Source organism: Bacteroides thetaiotaomicron VPI-5482, assembly GCF_000011065.1.
GTDB classification, from domain to species: Bacteria; Bacteroidota; Bacteroidia; order Bacteroidales; family Bacteroidaceae; genus Bacteroides; species Bacteroides thetaiotaomicron.
In genome coordinates, this window is the sequence record NC_004663.1 from 1,212,438 (window position 1) to 1,236,280 (window position 23,843).

General features: G+C 43.0%; 11 protein-coding genes. 2 read left to right on the plus strand and 9 right to left on the minus strand.

The window, feature by feature from the left end; genetic code table 11:
- The 5 genes from BT_RS04965 to BT_RS04985 all read right to left on the minus strand — a co-directional run bounded on the left by BT_RS04965 (position 1) and on the right by BT_RS04985 (position 9,942).
- Positions 1-3,285, minus strand: a complete 3,285-nt coding sequence (locus BT_RS04965) for a glycosyl hydrolase (protein ID WP_370448176.1) — start codon at positions 3,283-3,285, stop codon at positions 1-3.
- Positions 3,286-3,441: 156 nt separating this feature from the next.
- Positions 3,442-4,956, minus strand: coding sequence for a TlpA family protein disulfide reductase (locus BT_RS04970; protein ID WP_008765776.1), 1,515 nt, complete (start codon positions 4,954-4,956; stop codon positions 3,442-3,444).
- 163 nt (positions 4,957-5,119) lie between these two features.
- The gene (mgtA, locus tag BT_RS04975) at positions 5,120-7,771 is read right to left on the minus strand and encodes a magnesium-translocating P-type ATPase (RefSeq protein ID WP_011107551.1); all 2,652 of its coding nucleotides are present in this window, start codon (positions 7,769-7,771) and stop codon (positions 5,120-5,122) included.
- Positions 7,772-7,891: 120 nt separating this feature from the next.
- On the minus strand, positions 7,892-9,259 hold the full coding sequence (locus tag BT_RS04980; protein ID WP_008765778.1) for a sensor histidine kinase: 1,368 nt from the start codon (positions 9,257-9,259) through the stop codon (positions 7,892-7,894).
- Positions 9,256-9,942: a response regulator transcription factor gene (locus BT_RS04985; protein WP_008765779.1), complete on the minus strand. Its 687-nt coding sequence runs from the start codon at positions 9,940-9,942 to the stop codon at positions 9,256-9,258. Before BT_RS04985 ends, BT_RS04980 begins: the two co-directional genes overlap by 4 nt.
- A 122-nt stretch (positions 9,943-10,064) precedes the next feature.
- On the opposite strand from BT_RS04985, the gene BT_RS04990 reads away from it, so the two are divergent.
- The gene (locus BT_RS04990; RefSeq protein WP_032840993.1) at positions 10,065-10,481 is read left to right on the plus strand and encodes an ACT domain-containing protein; all 417 of its coding nucleotides are present in this window, start codon (positions 10,065-10,067) and stop codon (positions 10,479-10,481) included.
- 21 nt (positions 10,482-10,502) lie between these two features.
- On the opposite strand, the gene BT_RS04995 is transcribed toward BT_RS04990, so the two are convergent.
- Entirely contained in the window at positions 10,503-13,355 is a 2,853-nt protein-coding gene (locus tag BT_RS04995; protein WP_011107553.1) for a glycoside hydrolase family 2 protein, read from the minus strand.
- 51 nt (positions 13,356-13,406) lie between these two features.
- Positions 13,407-16,685: a glycoside hydrolase family 2 TIM barrel-domain containing protein gene (locus BT_RS05000; protein WP_011107554.1), complete on the minus strand. Its 3,279-nt coding sequence runs from the start codon at positions 16,683-16,685 to the stop codon at positions 13,407-13,409.
- A 355-nt stretch (positions 16,686-17,040) separates the two neighbouring features.
- Here BT_RS05000 and BT_RS05005 point away from each other — a divergent pair, with 355 nt between their 5' ends.
- A complete protein-coding gene (locus BT_RS05005; RefSeq protein WP_011107555.1) occupies positions 17,041-18,540 on the plus strand; it encodes a sensor histidine kinase in 1,500 nt (499 codons plus the stop codon).
- Here the strand turns inward: BT_RS05005 and BT_RS05010 are convergent.
- Positions 18,537-19,382, minus strand: coding sequence for a helix-turn-helix domain-containing protein (locus BT_RS05010; RefSeq protein ID WP_011107556.1), 846 nt, complete (start codon positions 19,380-19,382; stop codon positions 18,537-18,539). The genes BT_RS05005 and BT_RS05010 overlap by 4 nt on opposite strands.
- Before the next feature lie 213 nt (positions 19,383-19,595).
- The gene (locus tag BT_RS05015; protein WP_162303160.1) at positions 19,596-23,834 is read right to left on the minus strand and encodes a beta-d-glucuronidase/beta-L-arabinofuranosidase; all 4,239 of its coding nucleotides are present in this window, start codon (positions 23,832-23,834) and stop codon (positions 19,596-19,598) included.
- Positions 23,835-23,843 lie beyond the last annotated feature (9 nt).

The following is a 23,843-nucleotide window of genomic DNA, read 5'->3' on the forward strand; positions in this document are numbered from 1 at the left end:
TTATTTGTTTTTATTCGCTACATCAAAATTCAAAGGTCCGAGCAATCCTGCAGGAAGCAGGGTGTTTTCTGCTCTTCGGTATTTGGCATTCGTCCATATTCCATCGAAAGGAGCTTTTCCTTCATCGGCTCCTTTGAGTGCATTCGCCCAAGTATTGGTCACTTCGATTTCCAGTTCATTCACACCTTTCTTTAAGGCTGCCGTAATATCAGCCCGATAAGGAGCTGTCCATATCGTTCCGCAATCTATGCCGTTCACACGGACAGTAGCCAGATCACATACTTTTCCCAGATTCAGATATACTTGTTGGTCTTCTTTCACTTTACTTTTCCAGCGGAATGTTGTTTTATACACTGCTGTTCCGGAGTAATAGCGTATTTGCTCATCTTCTTCTTTGCTCCAGTCAAAGAGTTCCTGTCTTTGGATAGTCTTACCGTTTGCTGTAAAAGTCACGGTATATTCTGTTGCTTCCAAGCCTGTCTCCGAAGCTTCTTTTACCGAATCCTTCTTTTCCTTGCGCTCTTTTTCCGAAGTTTCCTTATCATCTTCTTCTGCAGGGTATACGATGAAGACAGACTCATTCGGAGCTAATGTTAAAGTGATTTCCGTACGATGGCTTTTTTGTTCGTAAGGAATGTCAGCGTTAATCTCACCCGTCACCGGATTCCAGCATTCCGGCTTTCTGCCGTCGATGCGCATACTGGCGGTAAATGTACGTGTTTCTTCCAGTTGGTTGGCGATAAAATAAATATCCCCCTGTTCTCCTTGCCGATGTGTCCAGGCAATGTTTTCCGGTACGATCAGATCACGTTCCAGACCGTATGAGGAGAAATCATCTTCTTTATATGGAAGAGAAGGAATCAGTATGCCTGCTTCTTTCAGTTCATTTATCTTTTGTTTTACTTCCGGAGACAGTGCTGCGGGGTCCGGATTCATCGGACGTGGAAGTGGTAATACTAACACTTTGTAACTGGCTCCACCCGGTAACGTCATCCTGCCGTTTTCCGCTTTCGCCAAACGGAGTAACGCGTCTTTGTTAAAGCTGTCATAAGCATATCCTCGAAGTGGATTTACCCACTTTTCAGGATCGGACATATTTGCGGAATGTGTTACGCCTACAGGACGCACACGTAAGGGTTGTCCTTCGTTTGCCAAACGGATTCGTTCGCTTTCCACCCGCTCTGCACCGAAGATGCCCGGTAAAGAAGGAACTAAACGTTCCGGCAATATCGAACGTCTTGGCATCTCTTCTCCTGTAAATACTGCAATATCCGCCACCGGATGCCCGTATTGCAGCAATGACTGGCAACGGGTGATGTATTCACAGAAAGCCTTTGCACCCTTATTCCACCACGTCTGGTCACGCTGGAAGAAAAGGCCGATACCATCCAAAGTCATTCCCGGTTTGCGGTCCAGCCAAGGATTATGGACATATACATGGAAGAAAAGGCGGTTGATGCCTAAAGCATAGTTGCGGTCCAGTAAGGCTTTCAATATTCCCGGATGTTCGTTCCATGTTCCGCGTACTTCCGTGAAACCTTCTGCCTGGATGATATTCTTGCCGTAGATATGCGCTCCGCTGATGGCATCCAGCATATCATTCGGTTTGTCGTGGGTTGGGCTGTTCAGCCAGAATTCTCCCATGGGAAGGTCTACTTTCTGATAATGCAGTAATCCGTCACTTACCATGGTAGGCGCTACGCATTCGGCTGAGAACTGGCAATCATATTCTTTCGCACAGTCGGCCAAGACTTGATAGAAAACATCGACGACCAGTTCACCTATCGTTGTGCGGACATCACGCAGAATCTTTTCGCTTCGTTCGGCACTCTCCATCGGAATACCTGCCAACAATGGTAAATAAGGCATCAGGTCGTATCCACGGCGTTTCCGGAATTCTGCGGCAAAAGTATCGCTCCAGTTCTGGCTTCCGCATTCCCAACTATCCACGTGCATGTATTTTAATACGCGGCGGGCAACGTCCGGATTTGTCTTTACAAATGCTTGCGCAAACCAGTTGTCGAACTGCTTGCGAACAGCTTTTGGATTAAATTTATCACATTCCAGTCCTTTTCCTCCTCCGGCAGTTGCGTTCGTATGTCCGGTGGCGGTATGTCCCATGCGGAGTAGTTTCCACTTTCCTTTGGGGAGAGTAGCTGTCAGTGTTCTCTCTTTAAAATTGTCGCTCGGACTATTTTTAAAGGGATCTGTCAGGTTGATAATCTGTGAAAGGGCATAGCAATCTTGCTCCCCTATTTCCTCCTTCTTCGTGGAGGAAGCTACACGCCATACCAGTCCGGCTTTGCCTTCCCACTGATCCAGTCGGGCTTCCCGGTGCAGACGCAGTTCCTTGATTTTCAGATTTGGTTTCCATTTTGCGGCATCCATGTCTTCACTTCCCGGTTCACTGCCTTCGGGTGTCCAGTAGAAGCGGAAATAACGGGCAGTTGTAGCAGGAATTGCATGAGTGGAATTTTCATCTGTATTCTGCCATCCCTGACGTGCAGGGACGAGCTGTTTCACCAAACGGTAGTTAACCCCATCATCACTTGCCATCACTTTCAAGCGGTGCGCCTGATAATTATTGCCACTCAGAATGATTTCAATATTGCGGCAGGTGAAAGGCTGTTCGTATTCATATTGGATATAGCAGGGATATGATGAACGGATTACTCCGGCATCATCCATGTTCACAGTCTTCTTGATGTCAATATGATTTCCTGTGGCTATATTGGCACAGGTTATTTGGGCCGGCATAACGTCTGCCGCTTCCTCTTTTACAGGCAGGGCAAATAAAGAAATATCTTCATAAAAACCTTCGTATGCCTCCGGTTGCGGTAAGTGTAGTCCTTTGATTTTGCCACCATCAACGATTGTATCACTCCAGACTATCTTTTGCATCGATTCTTTCGGAGTCATCCACGGACCACCAGCCAATGCAAAACCATCACAAATATGCATTCCTAACTTTAATCCCAAGCGGTCGGCTTCTTCCATGCTGAAACGAACCATTTCCCACCATTCGGGTGTTAGTTGTTGCGCCTTTCCATTGTATTGTGGTCCTTCTTTGATACCTTTGATAGGCATCAGATAAGTACCTCCCAGCCCAGCACGTTTCATTGCTTCCAAGTCAGCCGTAATCCCTTCTTTGGATACGGCTCCAAACATCCAGTACCAAAAAGTCCAAGGCTTTGCTTCGTCAGACGGATTTTGGAATTGTTCGCGAAGTAAATGTGTTTGCAGAGCATTGGCAGGAGATATAGCAGTGCATGCCAATAATGAGATTGCAAATATTTGTTGTTTCAGTCGGCTTTTCATTCTAATCTATATTTTTACTTATAGATAAGACGAAAAACGGACTGTTTTGTACTCACAGTATTCTCCTTGCTCAAATTAAACTATTTAATTTCTTAGGCAGTATTGCTTTCTACAAAATAAGTCTCATTTCACCGCTTCTTCTATTCGGGATACTAACTGCGGATTACTGGGACGTGCCGCAGTTCCGAAATCAATAATCTGCCCCTTTCTATTTATTAATACATAGTAAGGCATCCTGTCTATTTTCCATTGCTTACAAATTTTCTGATAGTTATCTATTCCCAAATAATCAGTCACATGAACACATTCAATTCCCCGGTTTTTCAATGAATACTCATTCAGGCATTCCTCCCATTGTTCTTTGGGTTCACTCACACAAATGGAATATATAATCAAATCATCCGTAGAGAATTTGCTGCGCAATTGTTTTAAAGGTTCCATTTCAGCCAGACAAGGAGGACACCATCTAGCCCAAAAATCGAAATAAATCACTTTCCCACGATTCTTTTCGAGCACATCATAGACAGGTTTCATGTATGGCATACGTGTTGTATGCTTTGAGTTCTCATGGAATTCGCCATATAATAAATTGTCGGAAACAGGCTGTGGATTTTTTAGATACGATTTGGTCTGATTATAGATCTGCATCACCTGTGCACGTAGATGTGACATTTTAACGATTGAGTCAAACTGTGTACGTTTTTCGTGAAAAGCAAGTGTGTCATTAGTACATAAAGAACCGGCTATCAACTTAGTATATAAATACTGATTCATCTCACTCTCCCCCATTGTAGCCATGATTTCTTCTATCGAAGGATTCTTTTTATCTCTGAAAGCGATCCCATAAGCAATATATCTTTCTGCTTCATCAGCAACATCGTATAAGCGTGCCGAGAGTATGCCTTTAGTATATAGTTTATTGATTTCAGGTAAAAGTGTATGATAACGGTCCATCTCTTTTCTCGTTTTAAACAAGTATGACATACCATTGAATAACAGCGCATAATAATAATCTTGCTTCAGCAATTCTTCAGTAAACAGTACTACATCTTCCATTGGCTTGTACTTCACCAGATACTCATTCCTACGTTCCAAACGAAAATTATAATCCTTTTTTAATTCAGCCTCAAAATCCTTAACGTCTGATTCCGGTTTCATATTGTAATTCTGTATATAGTAATATGCACTTTCAGTGAACGCTAATATCTCCTGATTTAGCTTTTCGGCATCACCTGTCACTTTAGGATGAAAAAGATCTTTGAAGTCTATTTCTACATGTATGCTGTCTCCCGGGTGGATATAAAGATGTTCTGCATAGTTGCGGATAGAAACCTCCCTTAATTTGGCATAAACCGGAAAACGGAAAGAGAATGAACCATCTTTTTGTATGGGCGAACGATACTGATTTCCCATATCTCTGAAAAATGGGATAATGAGAGTCAGTTCCTTTTCCTGAGGATAGAAATCCCGATTTAGTACTTTGCCTGTGATGACTGCTTCTTCAGCATACTCTTCCAATGAGGGATTACTTTCCTCTGTTTGTGCAGAAGATTCGGACAGGAAATTACTCTGGGCTTTTTGACGGCATCCGGCAAACAACAAGGTAATTATTATCAGAAAGTATAAGCTGTGTTTCATTGTGTTTGAATATTAGTATGTTCGTAAATCTAACATTTAAGAGTTCTTGCCTCTAAATGTATGAAATTATTTTTAGAGGCAAGAACTTTTGACAGGTTATCTGTCTCAATTTTAGATATTTCACATTATATATACATATTTTGTGGGATAAACAGGCCGAATGCTATAGCCAACGTACAAACTTCCTGATATACCAGTTCTTTACCAATTGCGTCAGGATACAATAGGAAAGCAAAATACCAATCAGCCAGGGAAAATAACCCAAAGGAAGAGCCGTCAGGCCGATGGAACGTCCGAAAGCTGTGAAAGGAATAAGAATGCCTACTGCCATAATTAAGAATGTCAGCCCCATAACAGGCCACGTAGCCCGGCTTTGTATAAATGGTATTTTACGGGTACGTATCATGTGGACAATCAATGTCTGAGATAACAAACCTTCTACAAACCATCCGGTCTGAAACAAAGTCTGATGTTCGGGACTGTTACAACTGAACACATACCACATGACCAGATAGGTAGCAATATCAAAGATAGAACTGATAGGTCCTATATAAATCATAAAACGACTTAGGTCGGATGCATCCCATTTGCGCGGTTTCTTCAGAAATTCCGGGTCCATACGGTCGAATGGAATGGTTGTCTGTGATATATCATATAATAGGTTCTGAATCAGCAAATGTATCGGCATCATGGGCAGGAACGGCAGAAAGGCGCTTGCAAACATCACGCTGAACATATTGCCAAAATTGGAACTGGCAGTCATCTTTATATACTTATTGATATTACCAAATGTCTTTCTACCTTCAAGTACGCCGTCTTCCAATACCATCAAATCCTTCTCCAGCAAGATGATATCCGCACTTTCTTTTGCTATATCTACCGCCGAATCGACAGATATGCCAATATCTGACTGCCGCAAGGCGCCTGCATCATTGATGCCATCTCCCAGAAACCCAACTGTATTACCTTGCTCCTGCAACAGAGAGATTATTTGCGTCTTCTGCAATGGAGTGAGTTTGGAGAATAAAGTGGTGTCTTTTACTGTTTCTTTCAATGTTGTTTCATCCATTTCCTCCATTTCTATTCCGGTAAGGGAGTGCCCGGTATCAATCCCCACCTGACGGGCAATAGCTTTCACTACGGTATCATTGTCTCCCGACAATATTTTGACTGCTACTCCATGCATATATAATTGTTCGATGGCTTCGGCGGCAGAAGGTTTGGGAGGATCAAGAAAAGCAAGATATCCGATCAACACCATTTCCTTCTCATCTTCGATGGCAAAATTACAGTCCTTCTCGATGAAACTTTTCTGGGAAACCGCCAATACTCTCATACCTTGCCGGTTCATTTCCTCACTGATCTTTTGCGCTTTTATTTTCAAGGAGTCAGTCAAAGGATGTATCTCCCTGTCGAACTCGGCATACGAACAGACATCGAGAATCTCTTCTACTGCTCCTTTGGTAATAATTTGGCGCTTCCCTTGCCTGTCTTCTATAACGACAGACATCCTTCTGCGTGTAAAATCGAAAGGAATTTCATCAACCTTGGTATAGGCATCCTTCAAATGTTCCAGATTCAACTCTCTTACATGAGAGAGGATTGCCTTATCCATCAGGTTTCTTAGACCAGTCTGAAAATAACTGTTGAAGTATGCGTGACGAAGAATACGTTTACTGTTGTCATCGCTGCCGTCTGCATTGATATACTTCTCCAACACAATTTTATCACAAGTCAATGTGCCGGTTTTATCGGTACAAAGTATATCCATTGCTCCAAAATTCTGAATGGCATTGAGGTTCTTTACGATTGTTTTCTTTTTGGACATGGCGATTGCTCCTTTAGACAGGTTGGCAGTCACAATCATAGGTAACATTTCGGGAGTAAGACCGACCGCCACAGATACGGCAAAAATGAAGGCTTCGAACCAGTCACCTTTCGTAAAACCATTCACGAAAAACACGAACGGAACCATAACCAGCATAAAACGAATCAATAAAAAGCTGACCTTGCTAATACCTTTATCAAAGGCTGTAGTGGCACGATGTCCGACCAGACTTTTGGCTATTGTACCCAGATAGGTTTTATTCCCCGTTTCAAAAACAATTCCTTTTGCCGCACCGCTAATCACATTGGAACCCATATAACAGATATTATCCAACTCTATGACACTTCCCTTACGAAACTGTTGTCCCTGTACTTCCGGAAACTTTTCTATCGGTTCGGACTCACCCGTCAATGAAGCCTGACTGATAAACAAGTCTTTTGAATCGATGATATGTATATCGGCAGGAACCATATCACCGGCTGCCAAGTACACAATATCTCCCGGAACGAGTTCTGTTATATCGATCTCTTCTTCCTGTTCTCCGGCACGTTTCGCCAGACAAGTGTTTTTTACCATCCTCATTAAAGAATCCGTAGCTTCACTTGCTCTCCATTCCTGCCAGAAACGAAGAACAGCACTGAATAATACCATGGACGAAATAATGATTACCCCTGTCCATTCTTGCTCTCCGGGTTCAGCCATCAACACATCCAGAAATAAGGATATGATAGCAAGTCCTGTCAGAACGCCTATGAAAGGATTGATAAACGTTCTGATAAACAGTATAAACGGATTCTTTTTTTGTTCATGGATGACTTCGTTTCTTCCATAAATGGATTGTCGCTCCTGTACTTCTCCCAGCGTTAATCCAAGCTTTGTAGTCTGTAAACAGGAATAAATTGACTTACCGGGTTGCGTGGCAACCAAAAATACTCTCTCTGAATTGAATGTGTACTGTGATGAACGCAGTTTTTTCTTCCATACCATACTCTCTATTTTTTTTAAGTTACTAACTGCATTTATTAATTCGATGCAAAAGTAAGGAGGACTTCGGGAGGAAGCCGTTAGAGAATGATTAGAGTGGTATTAGAAAACTATTAGAGTTTCTTAGATATGCGGGAGTTTTACCACAAAAGTAGTTCCCTCGTCCTTATGAGAAGATACGGTAAGTTCGCCTTTGTGAAGGTGAATGATTTTCTGTGTCAAAACCATGCCTATACCATTTCCGGGAGCTATATTCTTGTTTTCTCCCCGATAAAACAGTTTAAACAGGTTTTCTTTGTCTGCATCGGACATTCCTACGCCATTATCAGACAAGCGGATAATAGCCCATTGTTCCCAATAAGCTATCAGGACGGATGAAGTCCGGTTGGAAGAGTACTTGCAGTTGTTCTCTACCAGATTCACAAAGGCAGTAGTCAACAGATAGCTGTTTCCGATTACGGTCAGCACATTATCTTCCTCAGCTTCCTGCTCAAATACTAATTCGATATGATAATCCGGATGGGCTTTTAGGACTAATTCTCTGGCATCCAACAGCAGTTCATCCAACCGGACCTCTTCCATTGTAATCTGTTCCGACTGATAGTCGGCTTTTGCAAGATTCAGCAATCCGTCGATCAGGTTTATGATCCGTCGCGAATCTTGTAGTGCATTGCCGATAGCTGCCTGATATTGTCCGGAGGTTCGTTCTTTCAACAGGGCCAGATCCAGTTCGGCTGTAAGGGCTGCCATAGGTGTACGTAATTCATGAGATACATTGCTGACAAACATCTTTTGTGAGTTGAAGGACTTCTCCAAACGTTCCAGCAGTGCATTGAATGTAATACTCAGTTCTCCCAGTTCGTCCTGTTCGTTTTTTACAGGCAGTCTTTTGTCGATATGTGAGGCGGTGATTTTCTCCGCTTCTCTCACGATATTGCGTATGGGCTTTAAGGTGCTTCGGGAGAGGATATAACCGACAATCGCCAACACGCTCAATCCTCCTATAAATAACAGAATGAGCATATTTCTCAGTGCATCCCGGTTAGCGTATCCATAGCCATCATAGGCAGCGGCAGTGACAATGTAGTATTGTCCTTCAAACGGATACACAAGTCCTATTGCCTGATATTCGTCCACATAGAAACTGATATTCTTTCGTTTCAGAATACGTTTTACCATTTCGGGTGTTTCCTTGACTATGTCGTTTTGAAGGGCATCATGATATAGTATTTTAAAATCTGTGGTATAGACGGCTACCTCTACTTCATTAATAAACTTCTGATTGTTCAGGTAAATAGACTGCATCGTTTTTGCATCTACCTGATTATTAAGAAATAAGTGGGCTTTGGTTATAGCTTCACTTTGCAGGTTGCGAAAGAAAGCATTGCTGCGCGAATGCTCGCTTACGTAATAGACAGCTATGACAAATGCGAAGAATACCGCAGCTGTAATGCCCGCATATTGCAGAGTCAGCGTTGTCCGGATTTTCATAATTTGTCAGTCAGTATGAAACCCATCCCTGCTTTGGTATGAATAAGTTTCGGTTCAAAGTTACGGTCTATCTTTTTGCGAAGGTAGTTGATATATACATCAATGAAGTTGGTTCCCGTATCAAAATGTGTGTTCCATACTTTCTCCGCTATCTCTACCCGGCTCAATACTCTTTCGGCATTTTCGACCATATATAACAGCAGGTTATATTCTTTCGGAGAAAGTTTAATGGAAACGTTATTTCGTTCTACGTCCTTCCGCTGAAGATCAATGCGCAGATCCGCATAAACAAGTTCCTGTGGCAATTCCGGTACATTTCCCGAGACACGTTTCAATAGAACTTTGATTCTGGCATTCAACTCTCTGAAATCAAAGGGCTTCACCATATAGTCGTCTGCACCGGCATCGAAACCATCCAGCTTATCGTTCGTTGATCCTAATGCCGTCAACATTAATATAGGAATACGGGGATTGGACTTACGGATTTCTTTCGTCAGCTCAAATCCGTCCATCTTAGGCAGAACAATATCAGATATAACCAGATCGAACGTATGTGCCTGAAAAAGCCGCAGCCCCATTAATCCGTCATAAGCTACCATGGTCTGATAACCATTTTCTTCCAGCCCGTTCATCAGCAAACTTGCCACTCTGGGTTCGTCTTCTATAATTAGTATTGTGTACATAGGAAAGAACTCGTTAATCTGAATCTATAAAACGAAACAAAAATAATGATTATTCCTCACTTATGACTCTTTTAAACCATTTTATATTTGCTATATTTGCGCAATTATCATCAGTTGAACTTATGTCAGGTATTAAAGAGTTAGAACTATTATTATCCAATATGGAGCCTGTGTTGGATGAGCGGGATTTTGTTTTTTGTTCTTTCCCAACGCTCGATTGGGATCAAATGCGGGAGCTGAACCCCATCGGGATTTTCCATGAGAAAGAGGGTGTAACCTTCATTCTTGACACGAAAAATGCTGTAGACAAAAAGATAGATTACCTGTCCGTTTACAGACTTATCACTCTCAATGTACATTCAAGTCTGGATGCGGTGGGGCTGACTGCTGCCTTTTCTGCCAAGCTGGCAGAAAAAAATATTAGTGCTAATGTGGTGGCGGCCTATTATCATGACCATATCTTTGTGCCTGAAGAGAAAGCGGAACAGGCTTTGGAGGCTATTCTTGAATTACAAAAAAAGGTACCCAACGCAATGTGAGTACCTCTTTATTTCATTTATTTATTCCATAAACCGGAAAATGATTCGTCCGCTCTGCGGACCATTCACCCATTTTGGCTGCGATGACGGGCCACATAGATCAGTCGAATTTACTTTATTGCGTACAGGAGGAATCACATTCAAGACAGAAATTCCACTTTCAGGAAGCGTATAAAGTAAACGGTCACGACCGTCACGCGGCTGATATACTCCAATGTAAGCATCCGGAGTTTCATTGGTTAGGCTGATAGTACCCTCTTTCGTACGGATGTTCATCCAGGAAACACTGCCGAAATATCCTTTGAATTCGGGATATGTGAAGGTTTCACCCGGAATAGGATCGTTATAGTCGTTTTCCCAGACATCGTATTGCGTGCCATGAATACGGTTCTGCCATACACGGTAGGGCCCCGCTCCCAGCCAGCGTTTACTGATCACCTGATCTTCGGGATAGTCGAAGCAGATTCCCATTAAATCTACCACGCCGGAGAAATTGTAGGTATAATCCAGCACCGCTTCTCCACTTGGATTGATTGTCCATTGCGCTTTATCCAGATTACCCAGTTTATAATTGGCAGTAACAATCAGATTGCCTCCGTCTTCTTTTACATCCAGTTTCGTGAATACAGCAGCATCAGGGAATTCGCTGTAGGTACGATCCTTTTCTTTCGCTTTTTCGTCATCGTGATTATAAAACTGATCCAATGAGCGGTCGGCACGACGGGCACCGATGAAACGAGGGCCGTTGGCAAAGCTGATCTTGCGATTGTTTACGGATACACCTTTCAGCTGACCGTCTTTCTTTGAGAAAATGAAAGTATGATTCTTCGCTTTTACGGTAAGTTCATTTTCTGTTTCTGTAGAGGTTACCTTATTAGATAAGGGAGAAAGCACTTCATTAGCCTGATTCAGTTTGTTCACAGGGAAAGTCCAGCGCCAAAGTTCATGACCGTATCGGTCGATGGCTGTGAGGAAAAGGGCATCGGCATCCGGAAGGATCGTTGTTTTAATATCCAGCACACCTGCCGAATGGGCTGCGACATCACTTCCTTGCACTTCCCCTTGTTTCAGAACTTGGGCAGTTGTATTAGAAGCATCTGTTGCGGTAGGGAACTTCACCTGTTTCCAAAGGAAACGGCAAGTATTCAGATTCAGATAATCATAACGGTTTTCTACGGAGAACTTACCGTCAAACTGCTTGTCGACAGAAGTATTCATGATTTGTACCGGACTCCATAACTGCTTGATTGTGTAGAAACTGCCTTCCTTTTCATGATGTGGCCCTACAATACCGTCAGCGCCGAAATTCCCTTGATTATCAATGAATCCGTCCATATCGACACGCTTCACTCCTTCGTCTGCCAGTACCCAAAGGAACCCACCGATACAGCGGGGATGTTTGCGCATCATTTCCCAATAGTCATATAATCCGGCACCATGACCGCCATCATACAAACCGTGGAGAAATTCTGTCGGCATAAAGATTTCCGGCAAACGCATATAGTTCTGACTTTCTCCGTAAGAACGGTAATGCATGGTTTCAAAACCAGAGAAATTGCCTTGCGGGTGAATCACCGGACGTTTCTGCGGATCGTACTTGTGAAATTCTCCATCGAGTTCGGTATTCCATCCTTTTTCATTACCGTTACTCCACCAGATAATAGACGGGTGGTTAACGTCACGTTCTATCATTCCTTTGATCAGGCGTACTCCGGTCGGAGTATCGTATTTGCCATGCCAGCCTCCTAATTCATCCATCACGTAAAGTCCCAAAGAATCACAAGCTTCCAGAAACTCCGGATCAGCCGGATAGTGACTCAGACGGACGGAGTTCATATTCATGTCTTTCATCAAAAGAACATCTTCGATATTTTTCGCTTTACTTAATGTACGGCCACTTTCCGGACGGAAGCTATGGCGATTGACACCACGTACCATAATGCGTACACCGTTTACGTATAATCCGTCACTTTCGCGTACTTCGATGGTACGAAAACCGAATGTTTCTGTCTCGTTGTGCAGCACTTTTCCGTCTTTGTCCAGCAAAGAAAACTGAGCTTTATAAAGATTCGGCGTTTCGGCTGTCCACAGAGCCGGATCAGAGACCTTGAGCTGTAAAGAAGTCCAGTCTCCTCCCGCTTTTACAGGGACGGTCGTTTCAGTTAGTTTTTTGCCTTTATTGTCCAAAATCTGTGCCCGGATACTCATTCCGTCATTAGACAGATTGGTATAGCAATTGGCACGGAAGGAACCATCCATCTGCGCATCGATGGCGATATGACGTAAATTAATCGCAGGTTTTACTTCCAGAAATACCGGACGGAAAATACCTCCGAAGTTCCAATAATCGGCACGTCGCTCGGCAAGATTCACACTGGCATTTTCGCTTTCCTTTGAAACGGTTACTTCCAGCAGGTTCTTTTTTCCATACTTAAGGAAATCTGTGACATTGTATGAAAAACGATAGAAAGCTCCCTGATGTTTCGAGCCGACTTTACGCCCGTTTACTTTAACTTCGGTATCTGTCATCGAAGCTTCGAATACCAGATTTACCTGCTGTCCGCGGAACTTCTCGGGGACCTCAAACTCGTACTTATACATTCCTTTTTCATCGGCGATACCTTCAGGGAATGCTTTGCCATAAAAGGTGATTCCATACTGATAGGTGCCAAAGCCCTGCAACTCCCAGCATGACGGTACACCGATCTTCGTCCATTTGCCGGAATTGCGTCCGTCAGTACAGAAGAAGTCCCATTCTACCATATCATCACATCCGTGACCGGAAAGGTATTGCCGTTCCGTTTGCGGAAGGGTTTGAGCAGCCAGAGTAGTTGCCAACGCCAAGGTTGATAATAAAGTGGTTACTTTTCTCATTGTTACTTTTATTATTGTGTTAGTTACTATTTATTTGTATCAATTCTTATTTTACTGCTTGCTGATGCGTATATGCAGCGTATGTTCTTTTTTCTCAATAGCATACTTCTTCAGTACGCCCGGTCCGCAGCTGCTATTCCCTAATCCGAGCACGGCCGCGTCCATACTGAGAATAATTTCGGGACGTGGCTTCAGATTGCAGTCATGAGTTTCTTTATATAAATCCTGTGCAGTATAATGCAAAGCAGAGGCAGAAAATACATCTTCTACCGCGTCTACACGGATACCTTTATTCTGTTTGTCTGTCAGCGTAAAAAATTGTACTTCTTCCTTATTTCCACTATCCTGCGGACGAGGATAATGTATATACTGTTCTGCTACCGTTCCTTTCCAGAGTCCTGTTGCAGCAGATGTCTTGCGATCGGGATAATTATCCTGCGGTCCTCTGCCATACCATGTAAAGGTATTATAGGCAGGAGCCAGACAGAATGCAAGCCCCAAACGAGGCAATTCCGGAAGTACTCCTTGCGGTAAGAAAGTTGTTTTCAGATCAATGACTCCATCGGAAGAAATGGTATAGACGGATGTCGTTGTCACGTTACCTTCTTTATATAAATTAGTCGTCCGGATACGTACTATGACTGCCCCATCTGCACGTACTTCATGATCGAAAGACTCCAGACTAATCAGAGGATGGTCCATGCCATGCAGTTGCCAGTCTTTTGCCAGCCAGTTTCCGAAACTCTTGTCATTGTCTGTCGGTGCACGGAATGCTTGCGTGACAGGCTGAACCGGAAAATGATTCTGAGTCAATATTTCTTTGCCATTGTACATAAGGGAAGTTATACTTCCGACTGCTTTCTTTTCCCACTGAACCGAGAAACCGCGTCCGCTAACTGATAAAGATTTATCATCCTCTTTTACTTGCAGCGCTCCTTTATTGATCAGATCGGCAGACAACAATTCTCCTTGCTGTAAGCAGAATTGTTCCCAAGTAACTTCATGACCGGCTTTCGCCCAAAGAGCATCAGATTTCAATACGATGCTTACTTTTAGCAGACAATCAGAAAGCGTATTCGTTGAGTTGCTGTTGTTGCCTTTTCTGTTTAAAGCCTTCTTGTCCGATAAGGAACGGAAAGCTGGTAAAGTAATTGTTTCACTCTCACCCGGAGCGACTTTCGGTAATGTGATTTCTCCCTGTTCTTTCTGTTTACCATCTATTGTCAATGTCCATAAGCAGCGATACTGAGATAAGTCTATATGATGATTCCTGTTTGTAACGATCAATTGTCCATTGTTGACGGCCAACTGAACCGGTGCATATACTTTCTTTACTTCCCAATACTTCGGAGTCGTCTCACGATCACTCATCAATAGACCATTAAAGCAGAAAGCTTTCAGATTCGGCTTATCACCGAAGTCTCCGCCATACGCCACCATAATGCGGCCATCAGGCAATTCTTTATAAATTCCCTGATCTACCCAGTCCCATATGAAACCGCCCAGCATACGGGGATTGCTATATATTTCATCCCAATATTCTTTAAAGTTGCCCAACGCATTTCCCATCGAATGGGCATATTCGCTTGTCATTACCGGACGGTCATCATTGGTACGTTCCGCTATTTCCAACAGTCGTTCCCAACGTGCATTTTCCGCACGTTCTTTGTCTTCTCCTTCTGCAATGCCCGGATTCAGATATTCTTGTTTCACACGGGTATAGAAACGGCTGATCACATCGACCGTCTTCGGATCAGGATTGCCATCTACTCCCTGCGCACCTTCATAATGAACGGGGCGTGTAGGATCAAAATCGTGTAACCATGCAGAAATAGCTGCAAAGTTCGGTCCGTAGCCGCTTTCATTTCCCATACTCCACATCACGATACTTGGATAGTTCTTATCACGTTCTGCCATGCGGACCGCACGATCCATGAATGCAGCATACCAATCGGGAGTACTTGCCAGTGTCCCGCGCAGACCATGCTCTTCGATATCCGCTTCATCCATCACATAAAGCCCTAAACTATCACAGAGTTCATACCAGCGGCTCACATTGGGATAATGGCTGGTACGAACGGCATTGATATTTGCCTGTTTCATCAGCAGTATATCCTGAAGCATTCTTTCTTCACTCATTACGCGTGCCGTCCGTGGATCGTGTTCATGACGATTCACACCTCTGAAGCGAACCGGATTACCGTTAATCAGTAATTGTCCTTTATTGATTTCTACAGTACGGAAACCGACCGACTGCTCCGCCTGTTCTATCACTTTTCCTTCCGCATTCTGCAAAGTAAGGTGTAATTTATAAAGATAGGGTGTCTCCGCTGTCCATCTTTCCGGTGATTTTATCATGGCTGACAGACGTCCTGTCTTACGTGGTCCACGCTGCGGATACCACTCATTCATCCGGCTTGCTTTATGCTCCAGATCCAGTATTTCTTCCACCTCTCCCTGTAACTTTATTATCTCCTTTCCACTTGCGTCTTTCAACACAGCTTGCAGGGTATATCCTTTTCCGGTCATACCTCTGTATACACTAAATTGCGGATCGATCTGCAAAATAAAGTCCTTATAATTGCCGGCAGATGCAGGAAGAGTGCGTATTGTATAATCACGCATACGAACATCAGGTGTATGTATCAGATGAATACTACGATGAATGCCGCCAAAACGCCAGAAGTCCTGATCTTCGAGATAAGACCCGTCACTATAACGGTACACTTCCAATGCTATCTGATTCTCACCAGTCTTCAGATAGTCGGTGATGTTAAATTCACTTGGCTCCATACTACCTTGGCTATACCCTACCCGTTCGCCATTTATCCAAACATAGAAAGCACTCATCACTCCTTCAAAGCGCAAAAAAGTCTGTCCGTCCGCTTCCCATCCCACAGGCAAAACGAATGTGCGCCGATACTGCCCGACCGGGTTTCGTTCTTTATAGGTCGTATAGTCAGCTTTCGGCTCTCCCATTACTCGCGGAGGATCTATCTTAAACGGATAACCTGCAGATACATAAATAGGCGTGCCATATCCATTGACTTCCCAATTGGCAGGAACAGGAAAGTCCTTCCAGTCTTTATCATTAAAATCAGTCTGATAGAAATCTATGATTCTTTCGCCCGGAACAGGAGTCCATCGGAACTTCCATGTTCCGTCCAAAGACATCGAGCAGTCTCCTTTCTGTACGGAGAAAGGAGTAAAAGCAGCCCGTGCCGGTTTACGATTAATCTGGAGAACATGATGATTCTCCCAGTCATGCATTGTTTGTGCCTGCATCGGGCAAGCGACCAATGCGCCAAGCAGTAATGTATATATTTTCATTCGTTCTTTTTTCTTCATACCAAGAAGACGGACGAAGGGGCATTTTGTACCCCTTTCTTTTACATTAATATTAAAGAATAATAAAAGGAGAAACACTCTATGAAGGGTTGTCTCGCTTCACACGCACAGTATAAGCATACGATTGAAGATCCGGAACTAAAACTGTAATTAAAATAAGAATATCAATTATTAAAATGCAAACATCGTTTTAACAATTAAGGTCTTGCGAATTAAAATACTCCTTCAGACAGAAGTAAAAACAGAAATGAATATCGTATTATCTTCCGGGAAATGGTTTTCTTTGTTATGTATTCATATCACTAATCTCATATTCTGCATTAAAAAATAAAAAGAAATGGAAGAGAATAAACAAACACTTTACAATGATGAGTTGCTAGATATCTTACCTGACGGAGTTATTATATTTAATATTAGTGGAGAAGTAATACAGCTTAACCGGCAAGCTCTGACCGAACTTCATGTGCATTCATCAGTCAATGCAATGATGCCTCTTCCAACCAATATCCTTTTCAAATTATTAAATAATAAAGAAGACATTCTTTCTGTCATCTTAGAAAAGATTCGTCAGGGTGAACAAACTTATTCGCTTTCTGAACATACTTTCATGCAAGAACAGGTGGATTATACACAATTCCCGATCAGAGGTGATTTTGCAACGATCAAGGAAGATGGCAATCTGAAAAAGATATTATTCTTTTTTCGTAATATCACTGTAGAATTGACACAGGAGTATATTCTGAACACAGCCTTACAAAGAACCAGGATATATCCGTGGTATTATGATATAAACCGAAGTGAGTTTACCCTTGACAACCGTTATTTCGAACATTTGGGTATTTCGGCCGGAGAAAATAACACTCTGACTATGGAGGAATACGTAAATATGATTCATCCGGACGACCGGCAAGCTATGGCTGACGCCTTTATTGTGCAACTTAGCGGCATGGAAACGTTCGATAAATCTGTCCCCTTCCGCCTGCATCGTGGAGACGGAACTTGGGAATGGTTTGAAGGCCAGTCTACTTATATTGCCAATATCTCGGGGCATCCCTATCGGTTGGTCGGTATCTGTATGAGTATCCAGGAATATAAGGATATAGAGAACACCTTAATCGAAGCACGTAAGAAAGCTGAAGAAAGCGACCGACTTAAAATGGCTTTTCTGGCAAATATGAGCCATGAGATCCGTACGCCACTGAATGCAATAGTCGGTTTCTCCGATGTAATCGGTTCTACGTATGATGAATTAAGCGAGGAAGAACGTGCCGATTTTGTGAGATTAATCAGTATCAACAGCGAACACTTAGTAAGACTGATTGATGATGTACTTGATTTATCCAAGATTGAATCAAATACGATTAAATTTACTTTCACTGACTGTTCTCTCCGATCTCTCATGATAGATGTAGAGAAAGAACAGACTATGAAACCTATATCCGAAATCGAAATAAGAGCGTTATTACCGAATGAAGATGTCTATATCAATACGGATGCTACACGCCTGAAACAGGTAATAAGCAATTTCATTAATAACGCCCGGAAGTTTACAGAAAAAGGATATATCCATTTTGGTTATGCAGTGGATTCCGTCGATGCAAGCTCGGTTCATGTCTTTGTGGAAGATACAGGCTCAGGGATTCCAAAAGAATGCCAAAAGGAAATATTCGACCGCTTCTATAAAGTAGATACATTTAAGCAAGGGACCGGATTGGGACTTTCTATCTGCAAAACAATCGTAGAACATCTGCAAGGAGACATCTCTGTAGAGTCTGAAATGGGAAAAGGCAGCCGGTTTATCGTTACTCTTCCATTTGAAAGGCAGACAGAAGATTAATGTCCTCTGTATTCCTGCGGAGTGACACCGGTATGCTGCTTAAAGAATTTATTGAAGAAAGAGATATTATTGAATCCCAAAGACAAAGCGATATTCTTCACAGGTTCATTACTTGACTTTAAACGAGACTTAGCATCCATCAGAATGACGGAAGCAATGACTTCCAGCGGGGTATTCCCCGCTGCCTTTTTAATTGTTGAACAAAAATGAGGCAGACTAAGTCCCAAATGATCAGCATAAAAAGAGGCACCATGATGAACTGTATAATTCTTCATGACCAGTTGCAGGAACTCCTGATATATCTCATACTTTCTTGATTGAGTAGATAAATACCGATTGCTCTGTAGCTTATAAATCTCTGTTGCCCCCTGAATAAACATAGTGAGTACAGCCTTTACGATTTCTTTATTGGCCAATGTCTTGGCAGAAGCATACGCAAGAATCAATGACTCATAAAACATCTTATAGCTACAGGCTTGCAATGGAGACAAATTGATAACCGGATTTTCTACTATTATCGGAAGCAGATGCTGGGTGGACTTCATCAGATTTATATTTTCTATGAACTGAGATGAAAAGCCTGCATAATAAATATGAATATCAGATGAAAACTCATGAATTTCCATGAAATAATTAGGTGGCAGAGTGATTAAATCATTTTCGACAATATTATATCGTTCTCCATTAATTGTTGCCTGTATTGTCCCTTTCACACAAAGTATGAAGAATCCTGCCTCTATTTTACAATGAAAATTCTTATACCCATTCAGTAAGTTTATCCCAAATCCTTCTCCCACTATATAATCAACTGTTAAATCGTACCTCGGTATATCGCTTTCCATCGTTATTTTGTTTTTTACTTCAAATATAGAGATTATTTAAAATCTACGCTCGAAATAATTAAAATCTGACTATCGAATCATAAAAAAATAACATATATATTCTATTTATAGGAAAAAGGTTTCAAAATAAGAAACGGGATGCAGAAAGCTATACAAGCTTCTTTGCGTCCCGCTTTTTTACTACTATTGCAAAAGTTCAGTCTGCTAACAGATTTATTGAATATCCAAGGCATCAAAAGCCAGACCGTCCATATTTTCCGCTGAAAGTAATACTTTATAATGTCCGGCGTTGATAAAAGTTCCGGTGGTGGTACTCATCATCTTCCATTTGTCCGGTGTTTCCGGGAAGGTCAGAATGTCTTCTTTGAGCACTACTCCCTTTGAATCGATGAACTTCATTAAAACAGGCATTGGTTTTCCGGTAGTATTCATATACTTAAAGCGAAGGGCATAAACCTGTGCCAGTCCGGTAGAGATATTCCATTCAATACTGTTACCTTTTCCTTTATCAAAGAATACTCCCGTTTGCTTGCGATGTTCTTTCTTCCGGAACTTGCCTTTCAGGGTTGCCGTTTCAGCTTCATACGCTACACTGACACGGGCATTCTTGTCTTCGGGAAGCAACTCTTTCGGAGTTTTTTCCATGACTTCTTTGCCGGCCTTTTCCCAACTCCAGTCGGATGCGGGGAATACAGTAGGTTGCAGATTCGAATCAACAGAAGCAATGGCAATACCTGAAATCAGCCCCTGTCCTGCTTTCACTTCCGGGAAATGAATCTTCAGTACTCCACCTTTTACTGTAGCGTACACTACTTTCTTGCATACTCCGTCGTGACCACTCTCTGCCCAAATATCAAGATCATCCAATACTACCGAATCATTCACTGCCACATCGAAGATGCGCAACCCCTCGCAGTCGGTGGAAGCACTGCCTCCCGTCCCATGCCAAGGCTCTGTGAAATAGAGTTCAATCCGATATGTTCCGTCAGCTACCGGGAAATTGTACTCCAGTTGATGACGTCCGAAACGGAAGTGCTGGAACAACTTCCAGTCACGGCTTCCCCGAATCGGATCATTCGTCGTGCGCTGACTGGCAAGGTATGGATTCAATTCTTTAAAGTTCGCTGCCCATGAACGGGAATAATGGGTATTATCCTGCATCCATAACTGACCGAAACTATCTGTATAGTCGTCTCCTCCACAGTTAATACGGTACAGGTAATTATATCCGTCTTCCCCTTTCAATACAGGTTTCGCATTCTGATACAGTACGTCAAAGTGGGGAGCTTGCTCCAGTCCGTTGAGTACAATTATGTCTTCGGCAACCGGCTTCCCTTTGTAATATCCTACAGCACGAAGTACATTATAACGAATATCCCGATTCTCCCACATGAAGTGGGTGCCTGTTCCATTATTCTTTTTGCGTCCCAGATAAGTCACTTTGTCATTGATCATGTCGTTATAAAGCAATACGGAATCACAATTGCTGTAAGCCTCGATAGTAGCCCGACGACGTCCTTTCTCGAAACGATCTGCCCAGGTATGTGATACCAGGTATACCATCGGGTCCTTTGCCGCCGGCACATAGTTGGCACGATACATATAATATACATCCAGTGGTTCTTCCCACGGAGTCACCAGTCCTTTATAGTTGAACGGACCTACTTTATCTATTTTCCGGAATGCTTCATCCGGCTGGCGACGTCCGGGATTGTCGTGGCTGCTGAAAATCCATTGGAACTGTCCGCAAACACTGTCTTTGGCCTGTTCTGCCAGACGAATCTTTGTTTCCATCAACTGGCACATACGACTTTCGCTCCATACTCCATTCACTTCAAATTCGCCGGGTTCCGTATGCAGATCAATACTTCTCCATGCACCGTATTCTCCATTCAGCAACTGGTTCTTCTGCGAAAGTTCCTTTCCGTATTTCGTAACGTCTCCTCCATACGTGCCGCTCCAATTCTGAATTACATTCCAGTCGGTTCCTTCACCGCCGTTACAGGTGGTGATGATACGCATCGTACGTGCTGTCGGGTCCATTTCGCGAATGATTTCACTGCATTCCTGTGCAAATTCACGAGGCAATGTACTTTCATTCTGCAATCCCCATATCACTACTGACGGAGAATTACGTCGCTCCTTCACCCATTGACGAAGCAGCTTTTTAAAGTTCTCACGAAACTCCGGTGTGTCATACCATACATGGGCAGAAAGCTGTGTCCAGAACAAGACGCCTTCTTCATCCCAATATTTCTGATAATCGAGATGATGGGGCTGATGGGCATCACGGAAAGCGTTGAAGCCTGCCGCACGTATTTGTTTCACTCTCGCAGCTACCTGCTCCCGACTGAAGGCATGACTTTGCCCGAATTGATGTTCATACTCGCATACACCATTGATAAAGACAGGCTTTCCATTCAGATAGAAACGCCCATCTTCGTCATTTCTCTTTACCGGCCAACTGATTGTACGGATACCGAAAGGCGTAGATATCTCATCCGTTGTTTTGGTATCACGCTTAATCATACTTGCCAATTTATAAAGATAAGGATTCTCCGTATCCCATAAAACAGGATTCTCTACAGGAGACTGTTGACGAATCACCTTCATCTCTCCCGGTGCCAATGTTACTTTCTCTACTAGACGGAACACTTGTTTACCGTCCGCATTGCTCAACTTATTGACTACTTCTATTGTCTCCGTGGTCTTGCCATAGTTCTTTACTTCTGTTTCGACAAAGACATTAGCCGCCTTTTCGTCATTCCAGATGTGTACTCCGAAGGGTTCAATACGGATCTCGTCTGTTGCCTCCAGCACCACCGGACGGAATATACCTAACGGCTGAGATCCTTCGCTGAATCCCCACTCTGACGAACAGCCACCACATACCCACGGCATATCGGCTATCATTTCCGGATGCTCCGCTTTTACTTCCAGACGATTCGTTCCTTGTTTCAATGCATTGGTCACATCCAGTGTCAACGTGGTACGTCCTACCGGATAGCGTCCGAAATCATGTCCGTTCACTTTAATAGTAGCATACGTACCTACCCCCTCAAAACGTAGGAAATAACGTTTTTTTAATTGAGAATTGACAGTTGACAATGGACAATTATCGAGGGAGAAGTCTTTCACATACATGGTTGTTCCGTGCAGGTTGCCATGAGTCAGTTGGCGATAACCGTAATAGTCATCCCAATTATGAGGTATTTGACAATTAATAATCGGGGATTGGTGATTGCCTTTTGAATTGTCAATTGTCAATTGTGAATTGTCAATTAACCAGGTTTTCCAGCCTTCATTCAGTTCAGTGATCATCCGGCGATTCTTCGTTTCCGGCTTCGGGAAGCGAACGGCAGAGCGTCCCATCGGCTTACTTGTAGCAATAGCAATACCACGCTGTTCGGCATTGTTCACCGCGCAATAAAAATGATAAACTACTCCGTCGTGTTTGATCACATAGCTTTTATGCGCAAATAATTCGTCGTAATTCTTGGAAGGAATAATTAAATCAGCTCCATGCCAGTCTGTCCAGTTGACGAGATCATAACTTGCAGCAAACGTATTAAAGGCTTTATACTTGCGTGACGGCTCAAAGGCAGAGAAATAAAACATCACATATACGTCACCCATCTTCTGAATATGAGCATCACCGGTGATCGTTCCGTCCGCTTCGTGTGCAAAGACCGGATTGCCGGGATAACGTTTCCAGGTTTTCATATCCTTGGAAAGTGCGATTCCTACCCGTTCACCCTTTAAATCAGTTTCCGGATGACGTCCTCCCGCATTGTAAAACATCACAAACGGGGCACCCAGTGTTTTGTCTTTATCCCAGTAAACGGTACTTTTATATTGAGTCAACTTTTCCCACCACTGGGCATCTTTATCATGGATGCTCAGAATTGGCTTGTCCAGAGATTCCCATTCATGAGCGGTGGAAATATCTCCTTTGGTAGATGCCAGTCCGACAAAGAGTGGTGCTTTTACAGCTTCATAACCTGTACCTTCTCCACCGATATAAGTCATCCAGTGGCGGCCTTTGTAGGTCTGAAGTTCGTAGCTTCCACCCCACTCCATATCCGGCAGTGCAGGGAATCCTCCACGCTGATTACAATCCCATTTACCGTCCCGATAAGAAAGTACACGTCCTAAGGTACGCCAATCAAGCAGATTATCACTTTCTGCAATCCAGGTTTCGTATCCACGACCATCCGTGCCGGTTTTGCCATTATAAACGACATAAGTCATCAGCCACTTGTCTCCCTGACGAAAGACAGTAGGACAATCAATCTTATGATAATTGTCGGTCGGGGCAACAGCAAGTCCGTACTTATAGGGCGTCTTTACCTCTTCATAAATCTGCTCCATCCGTTCCTGCGTGACTTTACGTTGGGCATACAGTGAGCATACGGCAGCTATACTTAAAAATGTCAGTAATAACTTCTTCATTATACTTTT